This window comes from Eggerthella sp. 1_3_56FAA, from assembly GCF_000185625.1.
In the GTDB taxonomy this organism is placed as follows: Bacteria; Actinomycetota; Coriobacteriia; order Coriobacteriales; family Eggerthellaceae; genus Eggerthella; species Eggerthella lenta.
In genome coordinates this window covers 266,220-285,188 of record NZ_GL622580.1, presented here as the reverse complement: position 1 = coordinate 285,188, position 18,969 = coordinate 266,220, and the positions used below count along the sequence as shown (strand labels likewise).

Annotated in this window: 17 protein-coding genes; 13 read left to right on the top strand and 4 right to left on the bottom strand. The window is 64.1% G+C overall.

What is annotated here, in order from left to right; translation table 11 throughout:
* Positions 1–12: 12 nt before the first annotated feature.
* The 6 genes from HMPREF1023_RS06640 to clpB all read left to right on the top strand — a co-directional run bounded on the left by HMPREF1023_RS06640 (position 13) and on the right by clpB (position 7,314).
* Positions 13–201 (top strand): 4Fe-4S binding protein, encoded by a 189-nt coding sequence (locus tag HMPREF1023_RS06640; RefSeq protein ID WP_009305423.1) that lies wholly within the window; start codon positions 13–15, stop codon positions 199–201.
* Positions 202–579: 378 nt separating this feature from the next.
* The gene (gene dnaK / locus HMPREF1023_RS06635) at positions 580–2,490 is read left to right on the top strand and encodes a molecular chaperone DnaK (RefSeq protein WP_009305422.1); all 1,911 of its coding nucleotides are present in this window, start codon (positions 580–582) and stop codon (positions 2,488–2,490) included.
* Positions 2,491–2,495: 5 nt separating this feature from the next.
* Positions 2,496–3,212: a nucleotide exchange factor GrpE gene (locus tag HMPREF1023_RS06630; RefSeq protein WP_009305421.1), complete on the top strand. Its 717-nt coding sequence runs from the start codon at positions 2,496–2,498 to the stop codon at positions 3,210–3,212.
* 80 nt (positions 3,213–3,292) lie between these two features.
* Positions 3,293–4,240, top strand: coding sequence for a DnaJ C-terminal domain-containing protein (locus HMPREF1023_RS06625; RefSeq protein WP_009608498.1), 948 nt, complete (start codon positions 3,293–3,295; stop codon positions 4,238–4,240).
* On the top strand, positions 4,240–4,632 hold the full coding sequence (locus HMPREF1023_RS06620) for a heat shock protein transcriptional repressor HspR (RefSeq protein ID WP_009305419.1): 393 nt from the start codon (positions 4,240–4,242) through the stop codon (positions 4,630–4,632). Before HMPREF1023_RS06625 ends, HMPREF1023_RS06620 begins: the two co-directional genes overlap by 1 nt.
* 18 nt (positions 4,633–4,650) lie before the next feature.
* Positions 4,651–7,314 carry an ATP-dependent chaperone ClpB gene (gene clpB / locus HMPREF1023_RS06615; protein ID WP_009305418.1) on the top strand — a complete coding sequence of 888 codons (2,664 nt, stop codon included), beginning with the start codon at positions 4,651–4,653 and terminating at the stop codon, positions 7,312–7,314.
* A gap of 182 nt (positions 7,315–7,496) precedes the next feature.
* Here the strand turns inward: clpB and HMPREF1023_RS06610 are convergent, their stop codons facing one another.
* The gene (locus HMPREF1023_RS06610; protein ID WP_009305417.1) at positions 7,497–8,450 is read right to left on the bottom strand and encodes an aminopeptidase; all 954 of its coding nucleotides are present in this window, start codon (positions 8,448–8,450) and stop codon (positions 7,497–7,499) included.
* Positions 8,451–8,556: 106 nt separating this feature from the next.
* On the bottom strand, positions 8,557–9,519 hold the full coding sequence (locus tag HMPREF1023_RS06605; RefSeq protein ID WP_009305416.1) for a DUF1177 domain-containing protein: 963 nt from the start codon (positions 9,517–9,519) through the stop codon (positions 8,557–8,559).
* Between the two features lie 108 nt (positions 9,520–9,627).
* On the opposite strand from HMPREF1023_RS06605, the gene HMPREF1023_RS06600 reads away from it, so the two are divergent.
* Both HMPREF1023_RS06600 and HMPREF1023_RS06595 read left to right on the top strand, forming a co-directional pair.
* Positions 9,628–10,737 carry a DUF917 domain-containing protein gene (locus HMPREF1023_RS06600; RefSeq protein ID WP_009305415.1) on the top strand — a complete coding sequence of 370 codons (1,110 nt, stop codon included), beginning with the start codon at positions 9,628–9,630 and terminating at the stop codon, positions 10,735–10,737.
* On the top strand, positions 10,737–12,317 hold the full coding sequence (locus tag HMPREF1023_RS06595) for a hydantoinase/oxoprolinase N-terminal domain-containing protein (protein WP_009305414.1): 1,581 nt from the start codon (positions 10,737–10,739) through the stop codon (positions 12,315–12,317). The genes HMPREF1023_RS06600 and HMPREF1023_RS06595 overlap by 1 nt, the downstream gene beginning before the upstream one ends.
* A 103-nt stretch (positions 12,318–12,420) precedes the next feature.
* Here HMPREF1023_RS06595 and HMPREF1023_RS15425 read toward each other — a convergent pair whose 3' ends face one another.
* Positions 12,421–12,570: a hypothetical protein gene (locus HMPREF1023_RS15425; protein ID WP_156788367.1), complete on the bottom strand. Its 150-nt coding sequence runs from the start codon at positions 12,568–12,570 to the stop codon at positions 12,421–12,423.
* Positions 12,571–12,847: 277 nt separating this feature from the next.
* On the opposite strand from HMPREF1023_RS15425, the gene HMPREF1023_RS06590 reads away from it, so the two are divergent.
* The gene (locus HMPREF1023_RS06590; RefSeq protein ID WP_009305412.1) at positions 12,848–13,690 is read left to right on the top strand and encodes a nitrilase-related carbon-nitrogen hydrolase; all 843 of its coding nucleotides are present in this window, start codon (positions 12,848–12,850) and stop codon (positions 13,688–13,690) included.
* 189 nt (positions 13,691–13,879) lie between these two features.
* Here HMPREF1023_RS06590 and HMPREF1023_RS06585 read toward each other — a convergent pair whose 3' ends face one another.
* Positions 13,880–15,262 carry a cytosine permease gene (locus HMPREF1023_RS06585; protein ID WP_009305411.1) on the bottom strand — a complete coding sequence of 461 codons (1,383 nt, stop codon included), beginning with the start codon at positions 15,260–15,262 and terminating at the stop codon, positions 13,880–13,882.
* Positions 15,263–15,485: 223 nt separating this feature from the next.
* On the opposite strand from HMPREF1023_RS06585, the gene HMPREF1023_RS15685 reads away from it, so the two are divergent.
* From HMPREF1023_RS15685 to rsgA, 4 genes are read left to right on the top strand one after another with little or no spacing between them, the layout of a single operon-like run.
* Complete coding sequence (locus HMPREF1023_RS15685; RefSeq protein ID WP_181815922.1) at positions 15,486–15,623, top strand: hypothetical protein; 138 nt, start codon at positions 15,486–15,488, stop codon at positions 15,621–15,623.
* A 54-nt stretch (positions 15,624–15,677) separates the two neighbouring features.
* On the top strand, positions 15,678–17,198 hold the full coding sequence (locus HMPREF1023_RS06575) for a TrkH family potassium uptake protein (protein WP_009305410.1): 1,521 nt from the start codon (positions 15,678–15,680) through the stop codon (positions 17,196–17,198).
* Positions 17,195–17,809 (top strand): hydrolase, encoded by a 615-nt coding sequence (locus HMPREF1023_RS06570; RefSeq protein WP_009305409.1) that lies wholly within the window; start codon positions 17,195–17,197, stop codon positions 17,807–17,809. Before HMPREF1023_RS06575 ends, HMPREF1023_RS06570 begins: the two co-directional genes overlap by 4 nt.
* A 30-nt stretch (positions 17,810–17,839) precedes the next feature.
* Complete coding sequence (rsgA, locus tag HMPREF1023_RS06565) at positions 17,840–18,841, top strand: ribosome small subunit-dependent GTPase A (RefSeq protein WP_009305408.1); 1,002 nt, start codon at positions 17,840–17,842, stop codon at positions 18,839–18,841.
* Positions 18,842–18,969 lie beyond the last annotated feature (128 nt).

Here is an 18,969-nt window from a genome sequence, read left to right as displayed (position 1 = left end):
AAGGAGTTAACTATGTCTCACCCGGTTATCGAAGCCGATGAGTGCATCGGTTGCGGCATCTGCGTCGATGCCTGCCCGCAGGAAGTGCTCGAAGTGGTCGGCGGCGTCGCTGAGGTCGTGAACGAGGACGCCTGCATCGCGTGCGGCGACTGCGTCGAGGAGTGCCCCATGGGTGCGATCCCCGAGGTCATCGAGGACTAACCTCCCGCTCAATTCGCTTTCGACAAGCGCAACGAGAACCCCTGTCTCTTTCATGAGGCGGGGGTTCTTTGCGTTCGGGAAACAAGTGCGTGGAAGCGGCGTAACGGTGCGGCGCGAGAGGAGCGCAATAGGCATTCGATAGCTATAGTTTGGGACGTTAACAAAACTTATATGACAAATTGGTAACTAACTTGACAGCATGAGACTTAGATTATATAGTCCAATTTGTCGAAGCGAGGTTGAGCTTGCGGATCGCATCTCCAAGCCGCCGCCCTTCGTCCACCGAGTGCGCCCTCAGGGCGTGCTTTGGCGCATAAACAGAAACCGACTGCTAACGACTTACTTAGGTAACAACTCCAACAGAGAGGAAGCAGGATAATGAGCAAGATTCTTGGTATCGACTTGGGCACGACGAACTCCGCCATGGCCGTCATGGAGGGCTCCGAGCCCGAAATCCTCGTGAACGCCGAGGGCGACCGCACCACCCCGTCGGTCGAGGGCTTCCGCAAGGACGGCGAGCGCGTCGTGGGCAAGGCCGCGAAGAACCAGGCCGTCACGAACCCCGAGAACACCGTGTCGTCCGTGAAGCGCTTCATCGGCCGTTCCTACGACGAGACGCCGGAAGAGCGCAAGACCGTCAGCTACAAGCTGCAGAAGGGCAAGGACGGCCGCGCGGTGGTCGACATCGACGGCAAGGACTACACGCCGGAGGAAATCTCCGCCATGGTACTGCAGAAGCTGAAGAACGACGCCGAGAAGCAGCTGGGCTCCCCGGTGACGCAGGCCGTCATCACGGTGCCCGCGTACTTCAACGACGCGCAGCGCCAGGCCACGAAGGACGCCGGCAAGATCGCGGGCCTCGAAGTGCTCCGCATCATCAACGAGCCCACGGCCGCCGCGCTGGCCTACGGCCTCGACAAGACCAACAAGGATGAGAAGATCCTCGTCTTCGACCTGGGCGGCGGTACGTTCGACGTGTCCATCCTGGAGCTGGGCGACGGCGTGTTCGAGGTTGCGTCCACCGCGGGCGACAACCACCTGGGCGGCGACGACTGGGACCAGCGCATCATCGACTGGATGGCTGACAAGTTCCAGGCCGAGAACGGCATCGACCTGCGCCAGGACAAGATGGCTCTGCAGCGTTTGAAGGAAGCCGCCGAGAAGGCGAAGATGGAGCTGTCCTCCACCACGCAGGCCAACATCAACCTGCCGTTCATCACGGCCGACGCTTCCGGCCCGAAGCACCTCGACTACACGCTGACGCGCGCCGAGTTCGAGCGCATCACGAAGGATCTGCTCGACCGCGTGAAGAAGCCCGTTGAGCAGGCGCTCAAGGATGCCGGCCTCAAGACGGGCGACATCGACGAGGTCATCCTCGTGGGCGGCTCCACCCGTATGCCCGCCGTGCAGGACCTCGTGAAGAAGCTCACCGGCAAGGATCCGAACATGTCCGTGAACCCGGACGAGGTCGTGGCCATGGGTGCGGCGGTCCAGGGCGGCGTGCTGGCCGGCGACGTCGAGGGCATCCTGCTGCTCGACGTGACCCCGCTGTCGCTGGGCGTGGAGACGATGGGCGGCGTCATGACGAAGATGATCGAGCGCAACACCACCATCCCCACCCGCAAGACCGAGATCTACTCCACCGCGTCCGACAACCAGACGTCGGTCGAGGTGCACGTGCTGCAGGGCGAGCGCCAGATGGCCTCCGACAACAAGACGCTGGGCAAGTTCCAGCTCACCGGCATCCCGGCTGCGCGCCGTGGTGTGCCGCAGATCGAGGTCACTTTCGACATCGACGCCAACGGCATCGTGAACGTGTCGGCGAAGGACCTGGGCACCGGCAAGCAGCAGCAGATCACCATCTCCGGCTCCACCGCGCTGAACGACGACGAGGTCGAGCGCATGGTGAAGGACGCCGAGGCCCATGCCGAGGAAGACGCCAAGCGCAAGGAAGAGATCGAGGTTCGCAACAACTCCGACGCGTTGGTGAACGCCACCGAGCAGACGCTCCAGGAAGTGGGCGACAAGGCTCCGGCCGACGTGAAGTCCGCCGCTGAGGAGGCCATCGCCGAGGCGAAGCAGGCGCTCGAGGGCTCCGACATGGACGCCATCAAGGCCGCGACCGAGAAGATGCAGCAGGCGGGCTACAAGCTGGCCGAGGTCGTGTACTCCACGCAGGGCCCGGACGCCGCTTCGCAGGCCGCTGCCGCCGAGTCCACCCCGGCCGATGACACCATCGAAGCCGACTACGAGGTCGTCGAGGACGACGACAAGAAGGAAGGGAAGTAATCGCTATGGCCCAGCCCAACCAGCCCACGCCCGAGCGCGCGGCTCAAGGCGCAGGCAAGAGCATTCCCATCGAAGACGACCGTCCTGCGGATGCGAAAGCCCAGCCGCAGGCCCGGCCCGCCGACGCGAGCGGCAGCAAGGAAACCCCCTCTTCCGACGCTGCCGCCGCGGAAGCGGCGCCGCAAGGCGAGGCGATCGAGGCCGAGGTCATCGAAGACGCCGGCCCTTCGGCTGACGAGCAGGTGGCTCAGGCCAAGGCGGAGGCCCAGGATTGGCAGGACAAGTACCTGCGCCTGCACGCCGAGTGGGACACGTATCGCCGCCGCACCACCGAGCAGCGCGAGGTCGAGAAGGCGCGCGCGACGGAGAAGCTGGTCACCAGCCTGCTGCCCGTCATCGACGACTTCGAGCGCACCATCGACTACGCGACGAAGAACGGCGAAGGCGGCCTGTTCGACGGCGTAAAGGCCGTGCATGCGAAGCTCGTCGACGTGCTGAAGAAGGACGGCGTTGAGGTTATCGACCCGGCCGGCGAAGCGTTCGACGCGCTGGAAGCGCAAGCGGTGGCCACGGTGGACGATGCCAGCGTGCCCGACGAGACGGTGTCCGAGGTATACCAACGAGGTTACAAGATGGGAACGAAAGTTCTCAGGCCTGCAATGGTAACCGTCACCTCCGGCGGTCCCAAACGGGAGAAACCGCAGGAAGACGCGGAAAAGTAAAAGCAAACGACCAGAGCGGGCAAGGCCAAGAGGCTGCCCGCTTTTGGTTTACTCGATAGATTGAGGAGGTGGAGCGTTTTATGGCGGCGACTCCTGATTACTACAAGACGCTGGGCGTTCCACGCACGGCGACGGCCGACGAGATAAAGAAGGCCTTTCGCAAGCTCGCGCGCACCCATCACCCCGACGCCGGCGGCGACGAGGCGAAGTTCAAAGAGCTGAACGAAGCGTACGAGGTGCTGTCGGACGACAAGAAACGCAAGCTCTACGACCAGTACGGCACGGCGAACGAGAACCAGATCCCCCAGGGCTGGGGCGGCGGCTCGGTCAACGTCGAGGACATCTTCGGCGGCGCGGGCGGCGGCTTCGGCAGCTGGGCCGACATCCTGGAAAGCATCCGCCACGGCGAAGGCGCGTTCGGAACGGACTGGGACTTCAACGATATGTCCGGTTTCGGGGGCGGCCGCCAGCCGCGTCCGCGCAAGGGCCAGGACATGAACGTCACCCTCAACGTGACGTTCGACGAGGCCTTCAAAGGCGCCGAGAAGCGCGTGACCGTGCGTGTCCCCGGTCGCGGCGAGTCCGAGACGCTCACCGTGAAGATCCCGGCGGGCGCCGTGGACGGCGGGCGCCTGCGCTTCAAGGGCAAGGGCGGCCCGGGCGAGAACGGCGGTGCTGCAGGCGACCTGCTGATCACCACCAAGATCGATCCGCATCCGTACTACACTCGTAAAGGCGCCGACGTGCTGATGGACGTGCCCGTGAGCGTGGCGGAAGCTGCACTGGGCGCCAGCGTGGTGGTTCCCGCGCCCGACGGCACGAAGGTGCGCGTGCGCGTGCCGAAGGGCACGCAGGACGACACCGTGCTGTCGGTGAGGGGCAAAGGCGCCCCCAAGGTGAAGGGCGACGGCTCGGGCGACCTTAAGATCACCGTGAAGGTGGTCGTGCCCAAGGAGATGAACGAAGGCCAGAAGAAGGCCATGGAAGATTATTTAGCGGCTACGACCGATGATGTGAGGAGCTGGTGATGAGCGACCGAACCGACCGCAACCGCCCGCTGTACATGATCAGCGTGGCCGCGCAGCTGGCGGGCGTTCACCCGCAAACGCTGCGAGCATATGAACAGAAGGGGCTCGTATCGCCCCAGCGCACGAGCGGCAACACCCGCATGTACTCGCCGGCCGACATCGAGCGGCTCGAGCTGATCAACGAGCTGACGAGCGAGGGCATCAACCTGGCGGGCGTCATCCGCATTCTCGACCTCCAGGGCCGCCTGGAGGAGCGCGACACCGAGCTGGACGACCTGCACAAGCGCGTGCGCCGTCTGGCCGATCGCGTGCACGAGCTTGAAACGCGCGAAAGCGTGAACGCCCTCGTGCGCGTATCCGACTTACCGACTGCTTTGCGGCAGCTGCCCTAAGCGAAGGAGGAACGTTGTATGAACATGGGTAACCTGAACAAGCTAGCCCTGACCGCTCAGGAAGCGCTGCAACAGACGATTGTCATCGCTTCCGAGAACGAGTCATCGCAGGCAGAGCCCATTCACATGTTGAAGGCTCTGCTGGAATCGAAAGAGAACAACCTGTCCGCTATCATCAAGCGCATCGGTGCCGAGCCGTTCCAGCTGCAGGCCAACGTGGATGCCGAGATCCAGCGCATGCCGAAGGTCAGCGGGAACCCCGGCATGATGAGCGGCGTGCCTGGCCCGGCCCTGATGAACCTCATCGACAACGCCGTCAAGATCGCCGAGAAGCTGGGCGACAGCTACGCCACCAGCGAGCATCTGCTGATCGCGCTGTCCGAGGAGAAGGGCGCCGCGGGCAAGATCCTCACTACGGCCGGCGTCACGCGCAAGAGCATTGAGGCTGCCTACGAGGAGCTGCGCGGCGACACGCGCGTCACCGACCAGCAGAACAAAGTGCAGTTCGAGGCGCTGGAGCAGTACGGCCAGAACCTCACGCAGAAGGCGCGCGAAGGCAAGCTCGACCCGGTCATCGGCCGCGCCGAGGAGATCCGCCGCACCATCCAGGTGCTGTCGCGCCGCACGAAGAACAACCCCGTGCTCATCGGCGAGCCGGGCACCGGCAAGACGGCCATCGTCGAGGGCCTGGCTCAGCGCATCGTGGCCGGCGACGTGCCCTCTTCGCTGAAGGACCGCGACCTCGTGGCGCTCGACCTGGGCGCGATGGTGGCCGGCGCGAAGTATCGCGGCGAGTTCGAGGACCGCTTGAAGGCCGTGCTGCGCGAGGTGAAGCAGAGCGAAGGACGCATCATCCTGTTCATCGACGAGCTGCACACCATCGTGGGCGCCGGCTCCACGGGCGACAGCTCCATGGACGCGGGCAACATGCTGAAGCCCGCGCTGGCCCGCGGCGAGCTGCATGCCATCGGCGCCACCACGCTGGACGAGTACCGCAAGTACATCGAGAAGGACGCCGCGCTCGAGCGCCGCTTCCAGCCCGTGCTGGTCACCGAGCCCACGGTGGAGGACACCATCGCCATCCTGCGCGGTTTGAAGGAGAAGTACGAGATCCACCACGGCGTGCGCATCACCGACGCCGCCATCGTGGCGGCGGCCGAGCTGTCGAACCGCTACATCTCCGACCGCTTCCTTCCCGACAAGGCCATCGACCTCATGGACGAGGCCGCCAGCCGCCTGCGCATCGAGATCGACTCGATGCCCGAGGAGGTGGACGCCGCCGAGCGCAAGCTCACCCAGATGCAGATCGAGGAGCAGGCGCTCATGAAGGAGAGCGACCAGGCCTCGCAAGAGCGCCTGGAAGCGCTGCGCCGCGAGATCGCCACGGCTCAGGAGGACCTCGACAAGCGCAAGGCCGAGTGGCAGAACGAGAAGGACGCCATCGAGCACGTGCAGAACCTCAAGAGCGACCTCGAGGGCGCGCAGCTTGAAGAGGAGCGCGCCACCCGCGAGGGCGACCTGGTGAAGGCCTCCGAGATCCGCTACGCGCGCATTCCCGCGCTGCAGCAGCAGCTGCATGCGGCCGAGGAAGAGCTGAACGTGAAGCAGCAGGACGGCGCCATCCTCAAGGAGGAGGTGTCGGACGACGAGATCGCCGAGGTCGTTTCCACGTGGACGGGCATTCCCGTGCAGAAGATGATGCAGGGCGAGATGGCCAAGCTGGTCGACCTGGAGGACAAGCTGCACGAGCGCGTGGTGGGCCAGGACGAGGCCGTGTCCTCGGTGGCCGGCGCCATCCGCCGCAACCGCGCCGGGTTGTCCGACCCGAACCGTCCCATCGGCTCGTTTTTGTTCCTGGGCCCCACGGGCGTGGGCAAGACCGAGCTGGCGAAGGCGCTGGCCGAGTACCTGTTCGACAGCGAGAAGGCCATGGTGCGCATCGACATGTCCGAGTACATGGAGAAGTTCTCGGTGCAGCGCCTGATCGGCGCGCCTCCGGGGTACGTGGGTTATGACGAGGGCGGCCAGCTGACCGAGGCCGTGCGCCGCAAGCCTTATTCGGTGATCCTGCTCGACGAGATCGAGAAGGCGCACCCGGACGTGTTCAACATCCTGTTGCAGGTGCTGGACGACGGCCGCCTGACCGACGGCCAGGGCCGCGTGGTGTCGTTCAAGAACGCCATCATCATCATGACGTCGAACGTGGGATCGCAGTTCATCCGCGAGTTCGCCGAGCACGGCGACGAGAAGGCTATGAAGCAGGCCATCGACGGCGCCCTGCGCGCGACGTTCCGCCCCGAGTTCATCAACCGCATCGATGACGTGGTGGTGTTCAACGCGCTGAACATGACGAACATCGAGCCTATCGTCGATTTGCAGCTGGAAGAAGTGCGCGACCGTCTGGCCGACCGCCGCATCACGCTCGACGTGACGCCGGCGGCGATGGAGCACCTGTCCATCGACGGCTACGATCCCATCTTCGGAGCGCGTCCGTTGAAGCGCCTCATCCAAAAGGAGATCGTCGACCGCATCGCCCAGAAGGTGGTGGAAGGCAAGCTGCGCGATCGCAGCCATGTGCTGATCAGCATCGACCAGGACGGCAACTACGAATGCACCGTGGAAGAGCCCCTGGAGCTGGACGCCATGCCCCTCGACGACCTGCTGACCGAAGGCGATAAGTAAGTCGTCTGGACAGAACGAGCGCGGCTTCCCGCAAGGTCGCAACACGTAAACGGCCCGGCATTTGCCGGGCCGTTTACGTGTTGCGGCGCCGATCCGTCGGCTCCGCGCCCCGTTTCACCGCCCCGTCCGCAGGAGTGTTTCACTTGGAACAACCCAGGCGGTTGCGGAGGGTTGCTAGTTCGCTACAGGAACTCGCCCTTGCGGATGACGCATTCGTCGTCGAGGTAGAGGGTGGGGTTGAGGATGATGCCGTCGAGGTGGCAGTCCGCTTTGGTGATGCCGCCGAACGAGGTGTTCGTGCCGAAGGCGATGTGGACGGTGCCGTAGAGCTTCTCGTCTTCGAGGATGATGCCGCACAGCTTCGCGGCCTCGTTCGTGCCGATGCCCAGCTCGGCGATGGTGCCGTTTTCGGGCTGTTCGAACAGCACGCTCAGGCGTTCGGCGTAGGGGCCCTGCGCGTCGGCGCCCTCGATGCGCGTGAGGCGTCCGTTCTCGATGGTGACCGTCATCGGCTCGGTCAGCGTGCCGATGCCCACCATCGAGCCGTCGATGACGGCCGTCCCGTTCGCCCCGTCTTCGAGCGGTGCGATGTACGCCTCGCCCGAGGGGAAGTTGCCGCTGGCACCCGGCTCGCGGTACACGCCGGGGCTGGCCACGCCGTCGCGCCCTGTCAGCGCAAGTTCCAGCACATGGCCATCCTTCTCGATGCGCGCATGCTTCGCGTGCGTCAGGCGCTCGGTGAGTTGGCGGGTGCGTCGCTCCACCTGGTCGTAGTCGGCGCAGGCGGCGCCGTCGCGCAGCATGTCCATGGTAATGCCGGGCATGGTGACCACGCGCGTGCCCGCCGCTGCTGCCTTGATGCGCGCGTTCGTGTGCGTGATGGACTTCGCCGTGGGGCACAGTGCGACGTCGGCCGCCTTCATAGCCGCCGCTACCGGCGCGGGCGGTTCCTCGCCGGCTACCGAGCCTTCGGGCATCTGCATGATGAGAGCCCGATGATCCATGGCGCGTGCCGCTTCGTAGAACAGCTCGCCCACCTCGCGGGTGGGGTCATCGGTGACGACCAGCAGCGTCTCGCCTGGCTGAAGCGCAAGATTCGTTTCGATAATGGTGCGTGCACGTTGCTGTAGATCCATAGGATAACCTTTCAAGTCATGAAATGTTTCACGTGAAACATTCGTGCCTTCGGCGCTTCGCTCGGGATGACGACCCGCGTACTGTGTTCGGGATGGCGAACAGCGCTTACGCCTCCGGATCCTCGGCGGGCAAGGCGCCCATGCCTTGCAGGTGGGTCATGCTTCCGTAGCGTTCGACGAAACGGGCGTACTCGTCTTCGTCGTAGAACGCGCACTTGCCTTCGCCGAACGCCTTCGCCGCCTCGATCATGAACGACCCCGCCTCGTCCAGGTCGGTCAGGTGGGTGGCTCCGGTCGCGCAGCCGGGTACGGCCGTCTCGGTGGTGATGGCCACGCCCACGACAGGCGCGTCGGTGGCGGTGCACGGCTGCAGGATGGAGTTCAGGTGGTACAGCCCGTTGCCGTACGGCGTGATGTCGGCCATGGACAGCGGATATGTGCGCGCGCGACGCCCGGTGGCGATTTCCACCAGCGACACGAGGTCTTCGCTGACGCGCATGATGCAGCCCTGCTTCACCGTGGGAGAGATCATGAAGCCGCGTTCGTTCATGATGCGGTTGCCCTTCGTCGTGTCCACCACCAGCACGGCGTCCAGCTGCGTGCCGCCCACCTCCTCGCGGTTCACGTCGGCCGTGGCCACGGGCGATCCCATGAACGCCACCGGCTCGTGCGGGAACGTAGGCGCGTGCGGGCACACGTGCGTGGAGACGAACACGTCGCCCGGCAGCACGTCGCCGCGTGCGTGCATCGACAGCAGTTTCGCCGCGCAGGCCAGCGCGGTCAGCGCGCCGTCGCCATCTGACACGAAGCCGATGCGCTCGGGCCGCGCGCCCAAGCCGCCCAAGCGTCCCAGCAAGCCGATGGTGGGCGCCTCGCCGCCGGCGGCGCGCCCGCGCGAACCGGGGATGCGCACGCGCACCATGTCGGTGGAGCCCTTCGGCCCCTCCAGCACGTACGTTTCGGCATCGCACGCGGGGTCGATGCCGCGCAGGTACTCCACCACGCCCGCGCCGCTTGCGGAGGGCGAGTCCAGCAGGTCGTAGAGTTCGATCAACTGTTTGAAAATCATGGGAGGTATCTCCTTTTGTTTGTATCGCGGTCGCTTTCCTCGTTCGATTCCATGATAATACGGTTCAATGCGGTTCATAGCATCTTCGACGAAAGGTTCCATTCCATCATGAGAAGGAAAATCGGCATCAAAGAGATCGAGGACATGGCGCTTGGCGCGACGGTTCTCGGCGCCGGCGGGGGCGGCGACCCGTACGTCGGCAAGCTCATGGCCATCGAGGCCATCAAGAAGTACGGCGAGGTGGAGCTCATCTCGCCCGACGAAGTTCCTGACGACGCCGTGGTGTGCGTGTCCCAGATGATGGGCGCCCCCACCATCATGGTGGAGAAGATCTGCAGCGGCCTGGAGCCCATGGCCACGTACGACGAGCTGGTGAAGGAGCTGGGCCAGGAGCCGTACGCCATCTACGCGGTGGAAGCCGGCGGCGTGAACTCCACCATCCCGTTCATCCTGGCGGCCACGCGCCGCATCCCCGTGGTGGACTGCGATCTCATGGGCCGCGCGTTCCCCGAGCTGCAGATGACCACGCTGGGCATCAACGGCGTGAAGGGACAGCCCGCCGTCATGGCCGATGAGAAGGGCAACACGGTCACGGTGCGCGCGATCGACGACAAGTGGCTCGAGCGCATCTCGCGCCAGGCCACGTCGGTGATGGGCGGTTACACCATCCTGGCGTCGTATCCGTGCACGGGGCGCCAGCTCAAGGACTACTGCATCCCCGACACGCCTACGCTGTGCGAGGAGATCGGCCGCACGCTGCGCGAGGCGCGCGAGCAGCATGCCGACCCCATCGAGGCCGTGCTGAACGTGACGAACGGGTTTCGCCTGTTCCGCGGCAAAGTGGTGGACGTCGAGCGCAAGACCGACGGCATGTTCGTGCGCGGTCGCGCCGTGGTGGACGGGCTCGACCAGGACAAGGGCAGCCAGCTTATCATCGAGTTCCAGAACGAGAACCTCATCGCGCTGCGCGACGGCCAGCCGGTGACCACGTCGCCCGACCTCATCATGTCGCTGGACATGGAGTCCGGCTCGCCCGTGACTACCGAGGGCCTGAAGTACGGCGCTCGCATTGTGGTGGTGGGCATGCCCTGCGCGCCGCAGTGGCGCACGCCCGAGGGCCTGGCCGTGGTAGGGCCGCGCGCGTTCGGCTACGACATCGACTACGTGCCGGTTGAGCAGCGCGTCGCCGCGATGAACAACGAGGAGGTGCAGGCGTAATGGCAGATCAGAAGCGCATCTGGCGTCTGGGTATCGACGTGGGCGGCACGAACACCGACGCGGTGGTCATCGACGGCGACCTCAAGCTGGTGGCCGCGACGAAAAGCCCCACCACCGAGGACGTCATGAGCGGCATCGTGGCCGCCATGCACGAGGTGATCACCCAGATCGGTGCCGACGCGGCGCGCAACATCGGGTTCGCCATGCTGGGCACCACGCATTGCACGAACGCCATCGTCGAGCGCAAGCGCCTGAACAAGGTGGCCGCGCTGCGCGTGGGCGCTCCGGCCACGACGGCCATCAGCTGCATGGCTGACTGGCCCGACGAGCTGAAGAACGCCATGCGCGTGCGCGACTTCCTCGTGCACGGCGGCAACGAGTTCGACGGTCGCGAGATCAGCGCGCTGTCGGAAGACGAGATCCGCGAGGTCGCGCGCGTCGTGCGCGAAGAGGGCTTCGAGTCCGTGGCCGTGACCAGCGTGTTCTCGCCGGTGTCCGACGCGCACGAGAAGCGCGCCGCCGCCGTTCTGCGCGAGGAGCTGGGCGAGGGCTTCCCCATCACGCTGTCGTCGGAGATCGGGTCGCTCGGCTTCCTCGAGCGCGAGAACGCGTCCATCCTGAACGCGGCGCTGTACGACGTGGCGCGCACGACGGCCGACAGCTTCGAGGCGGCGCTCGCGTCTGAGGGCCTCGCCGATGTGGCTGTGTACCTGGGCCAGAACGACGGCACGCTCATGAGCGTGGACTACGCGAAGCGTTACCCCATCTTCACCATCGCGTGCGGGCCTACGAACTCCATCCGCGGCGCGTCGTTCTTGACGCAGGAGAAGGACGCCGTGGTCGTCGACATCGGCGGCACCACCACCGACGTGGGCGTGCTGGCGCACGGCTTCCCGCGCGAGAGCATGGTGGCCGTGGAAATCGGCGACGTGCGCACGAACTTCCGCATGCCCGACCTGGTGTCGGTGGGCCTCGGCGGCGGCTCGCTCGTGCGCCAGCTGGAGGACGGCAGCGTGACGGTGGGCCCCGACAGCGTGGGCTACCTGGTCACGAAGAAGGCGCGGTGCTTCGGCGGCGACACGCTGACTGCGACCGATATCGTGGTGGCGAAGGGCCTGGCCGAGGGCGTGGGCGATCCGGCGTTGGTGGCCGACCTCGAGCCGGCGCTCGTGGACGCGGCCTATGCCGAGATCACGCGCATCATCGAGGACGCGGTGGACGCGATGAAGACTTCGGCCGGCGACGTGACGGTGATTCTCGTGGGCGGCGGCTCCATCCTGGCGCCCGACCGCTTGGAAGGCTCGGACAACGTGCTGCGCCCCGAGAACTTCGGCGTGGCGAACGCAGTGGGTTCGGCCATCGCGCAGGTGTCCGGCCAGATCGCCAAGGTGTTCTCGCTGACCGAGACCCCGCGCGACCAGGCGCTCGCCGAGTCGAAGCAGCGCGCGTGCGACGAGGCCATCGAAGCCGGCGCCGATCCGAGCACCGTGGAAGTGGTCGACGTCGAGGACATCCCGATGGCCTACTTGGGCGACGCGCTGTGCATCCGCGTCAAAGCCGTCGGCGATCTGATGCTGTAACTGATTTTTGTCGGTTCGTCGTTGCCTTGGCTCGCGTACGCGTTGCTTGTATAATGAGGTAAGCCGCAGGGAGGGGCTAGACTCCCCACGGCTATCGGATCGCTCAGGCGGTTTGGGTTTGGTGTTTGCGCTCCTTTCCCCGATGGGTTAGGAGCGCCTCTTTTATCACCAAAATAAGCTCGATGACGCGAGAAACAAACTCCAAAAGCGCACTAGCCAGCACCATAAAATCCCAAGCGGTCACGGTCTTCACCTCCATCCATCAAAATTATGAGGGGGAGAGGCACCGCGCCGCCTTCGCTGCATCCGCGCTATATAGTATAGGCAGCTCGTCTTACGTCTCGATGGCGCGCATCACTATGGAAAGTCGCTCGAATCTCGCACAGATTCCACGCGGTTCCAATGCTATTTCTACGTACCTTGCCCGGTATTCCGACGCGTTTCTAGCGCCGGTTCAACTGAGGGCGTGCAAGGCGCTTTGATCATGAGATAATGCAGCGAAACGGTTTGAGGCGTTGAAGGAGAAACCCATGACCGAAACGAAACAAGCGGCTGGCGGCCGCACGGTGCATTTGGCACTGGTTCAGTTCGAGAGCGTGCTGTGCGATCCGGCAGCGAATACCCAAAAGGCGTGCCGGATGATCGCCGAGGCGGCTGCCGAAGGCGCCGACCTCGTGGTGTTGCCCGAGCTGTTCTCTACAGGCTACGAGCTGAACATTGTCGGCCCTCACGTGCCCGAACTGGCCGAGCCGGTAGACGGCCCCACGGTGCGTGCGCTGCAAGACGCTGCCCGCGCAGGCAACTGCTACGTGGTGGCGGGCCTCGCGCTCGCGTACGATATGGCTGGGGTCCCGTTCAACAGCTCGGTCGTCATCGATCGCCAGGGGGAGCTTCTGGGCACGTACGACAAGCAGCATCTGTGGGCGCTCGAGCGCTTCTACTTCCGCTCCGGCTGCGACTGCCCGGTGTTCGACACCGACTTCGGGCGCATCGGCGTGATGATCTGCTACGACATGGGCTTCCCCGAGGTCGCGCGCATGCTGGCGCTGCAGGGGGCTGATCTTATCCTGTGCCCCTCGGCGTGGTGCCAGGAGGATATGGACGTGTGGGACGTGAACGCGCCCGCCCGCGCGCTAGAGAACACTGCGTTCGTGGCGGCCGTGAACCGTTACGGCGTCGAGGATCAGCTGGTCATGCCGGGCCACACGAAGGTGTGCAACCCGCGCGGCCACGTGGTGGCCGAGCTGGCCGAAGAGGCCGAAGGGGTGCTGCATGTGGAGCTCGACCTGAACGAAGTGGTCGATTATCGCCAGCGCAGCCCCTACCTGCGCGACCGTCGCCCCGACCTTTACGATCTGGTGCTGCTCCCATAAAACGAAGTCCGACACAGGATCTTGCGTCTGAAGACGTCGCCGCAAAGCAAGAAGCCCCCGATGTTTCACGTGAAACATCGGGGGCTTCGCATTGTTGATCAGGGGCTTCGCATTGCTGATCGGGGTTTTCGCGGCGGTGGGGTGTGCTTTCGCTTCGCCCCGCCCACACCCACCGCATCGCGGCGAGCCTTACAGCACTTGGTCCGTTTCCGTGAACGTAACGGTGTCCACCTTCTTCATGGAGGCGTACACCTTCATCACGATCCAGTACAGCACGCCGGCCAGGATCAGCGAGTTCAGGCCCGGAATGCCCACGTTCATGATGCTGGTGATCTCGCCCACGGCGAAACCGGCGATCCAGCAGACGATGGCGATGGGGTTCCACTTCTCAACCTTCTCGGGCAGCTCGCCCTTGGCGCGCGAAGCGTCAAGCGTCGCGCGGCTGCGCTTCAAGATGAAGTAGTCCACCACCATGATGCCGGCGACGGGCGGGATGGCCACGCCCAGCAGCGTGAGGAAGTTGGTGAAGTAGTTGATGATGCCGATGACCGACAGCAGCGTGCCCACGATGCCGAGCGCCCACACGAGTCCGTTGCGGCTGATGGCCTTGTTGAACAGCGCGTTGATCATGGTTGCCAAGCCCAGGCTGGACGAGTACAGGTTGATGTCGTTCAGCTTCACCGTGGAGGCGACTACGATGATGACGCCGATGATGCCCGACGTGCCCATCATGATGTCGACGATATTCTCGGTGCCCATGGCGTGCGCCAGCAGCACTGCAAGCAGGTTCATGCCCAACTCGCCCACGAACGTGCCGATGAGCGTCATCCAGAACACCTGGGTGCCGTTCTTCAGGAATCGCGCGTAGTCGGGCGTGCAGATGGCGCCCGCAATGAAGCCGCCCGCCACCATGGTGGTTGCCGCGCCCAGCGACAGCGCCGGTCCCGGAGGGGCCGTGGTGAGAAGTTCGGTCAGCGAATGGTTTTGCAGGATGATGGCTGCGGCTACGATGACCACGATCACGAACAGCGGCACGAACACCGTGGCGAAGTTCGCGATGGCCTTGATGCCGAACACCACGAGCAGCGTGATGCCCAGGCCGGTGATGATGGCCCAGAAGATGTACTCGGGCGTGATTCCAGCCATGATGCCGGGCAGGATCTCCTGCGTGCCGAGGAAATCTGTGAACGGGACGATTTCAGCCATGCCCTGGCCAAACACCGCGTTCTGCACGCCGAACCAGCCCACCATGGAGATAGCCACCACGCCGCCGAACAGGGCGGATCCTACCTTGCCGAACCCGGTCCAGCGGGACAGCAGGCTGGTGGACAAGCCTTCGCGCGCGGCCGCCGTGCCCAGCGCCCAGCTGACCACCTGAAGCAGCACCGAGCCGAGCATGGTTGCTAGGAAGGCATCCCAGAACGTCAGGCCGTAGCCTAGTGCCGCGCCCAACATGAGCTGGGATACGCAGCAGATCGCGCCGATCCTGATGAAAAGAATCCGCCAAAATGGCTGTTTCGCTTCATCAGGAACGCGCGACAGCGAGTAATCGATGTCGTTTTCAGGAGCCATGATCGTACCTTTCTCGTTCCTCTTCGCGTTTTTTGATCGAATGATCAAAGAATGGTGGGATTATACCTTGCTCATGCGTGCTTCGATAGCTACGCGTGTAAACTTTATTATGGAGAGCGTCGAACGGCCTTCCTGCGAGCCTCGCGGCGCCCAAGTCATCATCATTGTGTCTGTTGCCGCGCCGGGCGTATCGCACAGCGGCCATTTGTACTAGAATACCCGCATGCGCAAAAGGAACAAGGACATCCGACAGGTCATCGAGACGCCGCTGCTGGGTTACAGCGTGGTGCTGCTGTCGCTGTCGTGCTTCCTGTTGCTGCTGTGGGCGCTTATCATCTTGGTAAGGATCGTGCTGGGTTGATCGACATCGAAACACTCGCCCGTTTGCGCGGTTCGAGGCAAAGGTAGACGCAGAATGTGGCAACGGTTCACATTGTACGACGTTCGGGTCATCGGCCATTATCTCGGCGTGCTCGTTCTCTTCTCCAGCCTTGCTCTGCTGGTGCCGTTCGTCACGGCTCTTGCGTGCGCTGAGTGGACTCCTGCGACGCACTATCTGCTGACCATCGGCATTGCGCTTATCGTCGGATCGGCGCTGCGGTTCCTGCGCATCGATCCGGGTCGGCTCAATCGCCAGCAGGCGCTCGCCGTTACCGGGTTCGCGTGGATCGTGCTCGCGTTCGTGGCGGCGGTGCCGCTGTACCTGTCGGGCCATTACCTCAGCTACCTCGATGCCCTGTTCGACGGCGTGTCGGGCCTCACCACCACAGGCGCAAGCGTCATCGTCGATCTCGATCACCTGTCGAACGCCGACAACATGTGGCGTTTCATGATGCACCTGTTGGGCGGTTTCGGTCTTATCGTGGTGGCGTTGTCGTTCGGTCTGTTCGGCAAACGCGCTGGAGCCAGCCTGTACATGTCCGAGGGTCGTAGCGAACATGTGGTGCCCAACGTTGTGCAGACCACGCAGTTCATCGCGAAGATCGGCATGGGCATGATCTTTGTCGCCACGGTGATTCTCACGGCCATGTGCCTGTTCCTCGGCATGGAACCGCTGCGCGCGTTCCTGCAATCGCTGTGGTTGGCCATCTCGGGTTTCACCACGGGCGGCTTTGCCCCTATGAGCCAGAGCGTCATGTACTATCATTGGTTCCCGCTCGAGATCGTGCTCATGTTGCTTATGTTGCTGGGCTCCATCAACTTCGTTCTGCACTCCGAAATGTGGAAAGGACACGTGGAGGTTTTCTTCCGCGATCTGGAAATCCGCACGATGGTGCTGTGGTTGGCCGTGATGACATGCGTGCTGGCAGCCTCGCTCAGCGCAAGCCCCGAGTTTTCCAGTCTGCCTGCCATGTTGCGACGCGGGCTGTTCATGGTGATATCGGCGTTCTCCACCACCGGCTTTCAGAACATCACCACCAACGAGCTGACAACCGCGCTGTCGTCGGGCGCGTTCTTCGTGCTGGCCATCCTCATGGCCGTGGGCGGCAGCGGCGGGTCCACTTCGGGCGGCTTGAAGTTCAGCCGCATGGGCATCATCATGAAGTCCATCGTCGCCACCATCAAAGAGGCGCTTGCGCCCGATTCGGCGCGCGTCGTGGTGTCGTACAACCATGTGGGCCGGCGCATTCTTTCACCGGAAGTCGTGAAGGAGGCCATGACGGTGTTCGTGCTGTACGTGGCCACGTACGCGGTGGGCACGCTGGTGGGCATCGCGCATGGCTACGAGGCGCCGCAGGCCATTTTCGAATCGGTGGCCATGGCCAGCAACGGCGGCGTGTCGTCGGGGCTTGCCGCTCCGGGCATGTCTCCGTCGTTGGAGCTCTTCTACATCGCGCAGATGTGGGCAGGTCGTCTGGAATTCGTCACCCTGTTGGCTCTGGTGGCGGAGATTATCGTGTCGCTCAATCCGAAAAGGCGGGTGTTGAAGTCATGAGGTGGGGAACCCGTCAACCGCTGCCGCTGCCGATTGCGTTCGTGCGTTTCGTCGCGGTGCTGGCCGTGCTGCTTGCGGCGGTGTTTGCGCTGCCGGCTGCCGCGCATGCCGATGAGCCTGCCGAGGGCGACAATGCGGTGAACACGCAGCAACTGCCCGACAGCTCGTTCATCTACGACACGTCCATCGTCGACCTCAGCGGCGCCGATGCCTATTACGACAATCAGACCGTGCAGGTAACAGGCGAGGTCATCGGCGACAGCATCCGTGCCGGCGTGTCGGGGAGGCATCGGTGGATCACGCTTTCCTCTCAGGGCGATTCTGCGACGATCTCGGTGTATATGAGCAACGAATCGGCATCGAAGATCGACACGTTCGGCGAGTATGGTACTACGGGCACCATCTTGCAAGTGCGTGGCACGTTCCATCTCGTGTGCGCCGATCATGAAGGCCAGAGCGACCTTCATGCGGAGGCGGTGACCGTCATCGCGCCGGGCGAACGCCATCCCGACGAGTTCGACTTCAACGCGTTCGTTCCGGGCATTGTCGTGGTGGTCGTCGGACTGGTGATGCTGGGCGTGTTCTATTGGCTGAGGGAACGGCAGCGGTAGGCGCGCTGTTCGTGACTCGAAGGAGGGCTTTTGCAAAGAGGCCAGGTCGTCAAGCTTGATCGAGGATATCCGCTCGTGCGCACCGACGAGGGGTCGTTCGTGCGTTGCGAGCATGCCACCGCGCTGGTGAAAGGCGAGGAAGTGCGCGCCGTGATCGGCGACTTCGTCGAGGTGACCGTGCCGGAGGGCCATGACAAGGGCATCATCGAGAGTATCCTGCCGCGCACGCGCGCGTTCGTGCGCAAAGATCCCACCGAACGCGCGCTCCCGCAGGTGCTGGCTGCGAATTTCGACCGTGTGTTCGTGGCGCAACCGCTATCCGATGTGAACGTGAGGCGGCTCGAGCGAGAGCTGGTGCTGGCTTACGAGACGGGCGCGGCCGTGACCGTGGTGCTGACGAAAGCCGATCTCGCCGAAAGCGATGCCGAAGTGGCATCGGTGCGCGATCGCGTGCGCGCGCTGGCCGGCCCCGACGTGCAGACCGTCGTCGTGTCGGCCGACGATCCTTCCAGCGTGGAAGCGGTACGCGCGCTTGTGCCGCCGAACACCACGGCCGTGCTCATCGGCAAAAGCGGCGTGGGGAAGTCGAGCCTGATCAACATGCTGGTAGGACACGAGTTGCAGGAAACAACCCCCGTGCGCGACCGCGACGGCAAGGGTCGGCACACCACGGTGAGCCGCGAGATGGTGGCCATTCCCGGCGGCGGCTTCATCATGGACATGCCGGGCGTGCGCGGACTGGGCCTGTGGGAGGCCGATACCGGCATCGGCGCAGCGTTCGCGGATATCGAGGAGGCGGCCGAGCGCTGCCGATTCCGCGATTGCAGCCACGAGGACGAGCCGGGATGCGCCGTGCGCGCCGCCGTCGAGTCGGGCGATATCAGCGAACAGCGCTACGCATCGTACCAGGCGCTTCGCCAGGAGACGAAAGACCTGCGCGCGCGCCGCGAAGAGGCTCGCCGCATGCGCGGCGAAAAAGCCTCCGACCGGGGAAAAACTCCCAAAAAGGGCAGGCCGCGCAAGAAGCGCTGAGGTTTTCTCTCTTTGAGCAACGAGATCATAATAGCCAGATGGGCGATGCGAATGCGTGTGTTTCCCCAGGTCGCTGATTGCTCGTCGCAGCTTTGCTTCGATCAGACGATTATGCTACGGTGCTTGCA

Excerpts from the sequence above, each read along its gene's own strand:
- HMPREF1023_RS06625 (WP_009608498.1), top strand. The coding sequence starts at position 3,293 with ATGGCGGCGACTCCTGATTACTACAAGACGCTGGGCGTTCCACGCACG.
- HMPREF1023_RS06590 (WP_009305412.1), top strand. The coding sequence starts at position 12,848 with ATGACCGAAACGAAACAAGCGGCTGGCGGCCGCACGGTGCATTTGGCA.
- dnaK (WP_009305422.1), top strand. The coding sequence starts at position 580 with ATGAGCAAGATTCTTGGTATCGACTTGGGCACGACGAACTCCGCCATG.
- HMPREF1023_RS06570 (WP_009305409.1), top strand. The coding sequence starts at position 17,195 with ATGAGGTGGGGAACCCGTCAACCGCTGCCGCTGCCGATTGCGTTCGTG.
- HMPREF1023_RS06610 (WP_009305417.1), bottom strand. The coding sequence starts at position 8,450 with ATGGATCTACAGCAACGTGCACGCACCATTATCGAAACGAATCTTGCG.
- clpB (WP_009305418.1), top strand. The coding sequence starts at position 4,651 with ATGAACATGGGTAACCTGAACAAGCTAGCCCTGACCGCTCAGGAAGCG.
- HMPREF1023_RS06585 (WP_009305411.1), bottom strand. The coding sequence starts at position 15,262 with ATGGCTCCTGAAAACGACATCGATTACTCGCTGTCGCGCGTTCCTGAT.
- HMPREF1023_RS06620 (WP_009305419.1), top strand. The coding sequence starts at position 4,240 with ATGAGCGACCGAACCGACCGCAACCGCCCGCTGTACATGATCAGCGTG.
- HMPREF1023_RS06640 (WP_009305423.1), top strand. The coding sequence starts at position 13 with ATGTCTCACCCGGTTATCGAAGCCGATGAGTGCATCGGTTGCGGCATC.
- HMPREF1023_RS15685 (WP_181815922.1), top strand. The coding sequence starts at position 15,486 with ATGCGCAAAAGGAACAAGGACATCCGACAGGTCATCGAGACGCCGCTG.
- HMPREF1023_RS06600 (WP_009305415.1), top strand. The coding sequence starts at position 9,628 with ATGAGAAGGAAAATCGGCATCAAAGAGATCGAGGACATGGCGCTTGGC.
- HMPREF1023_RS06605 (WP_009305416.1), bottom strand. The coding sequence starts at position 9,519 with ATGATTTTCAAACAGTTGATCGAACTCTACGACCTGCTGGACTCGCCC.
- HMPREF1023_RS06575 (WP_009305410.1), top strand. The coding sequence starts at position 15,678 with ATGTGGCAACGGTTCACATTGTACGACGTTCGGGTCATCGGCCATTAT.
- HMPREF1023_RS06595 (WP_009305414.1), top strand. The coding sequence starts at position 10,737 with ATGGCAGATCAGAAGCGCATCTGGCGTCTGGGTATCGACGTGGGCGGC.
- HMPREF1023_RS06630 (WP_009305421.1), top strand. The coding sequence starts at position 2,496 with ATGGCCCAGCCCAACCAGCCCACGCCCGAGCGCGCGGCTCAAGGCGCA.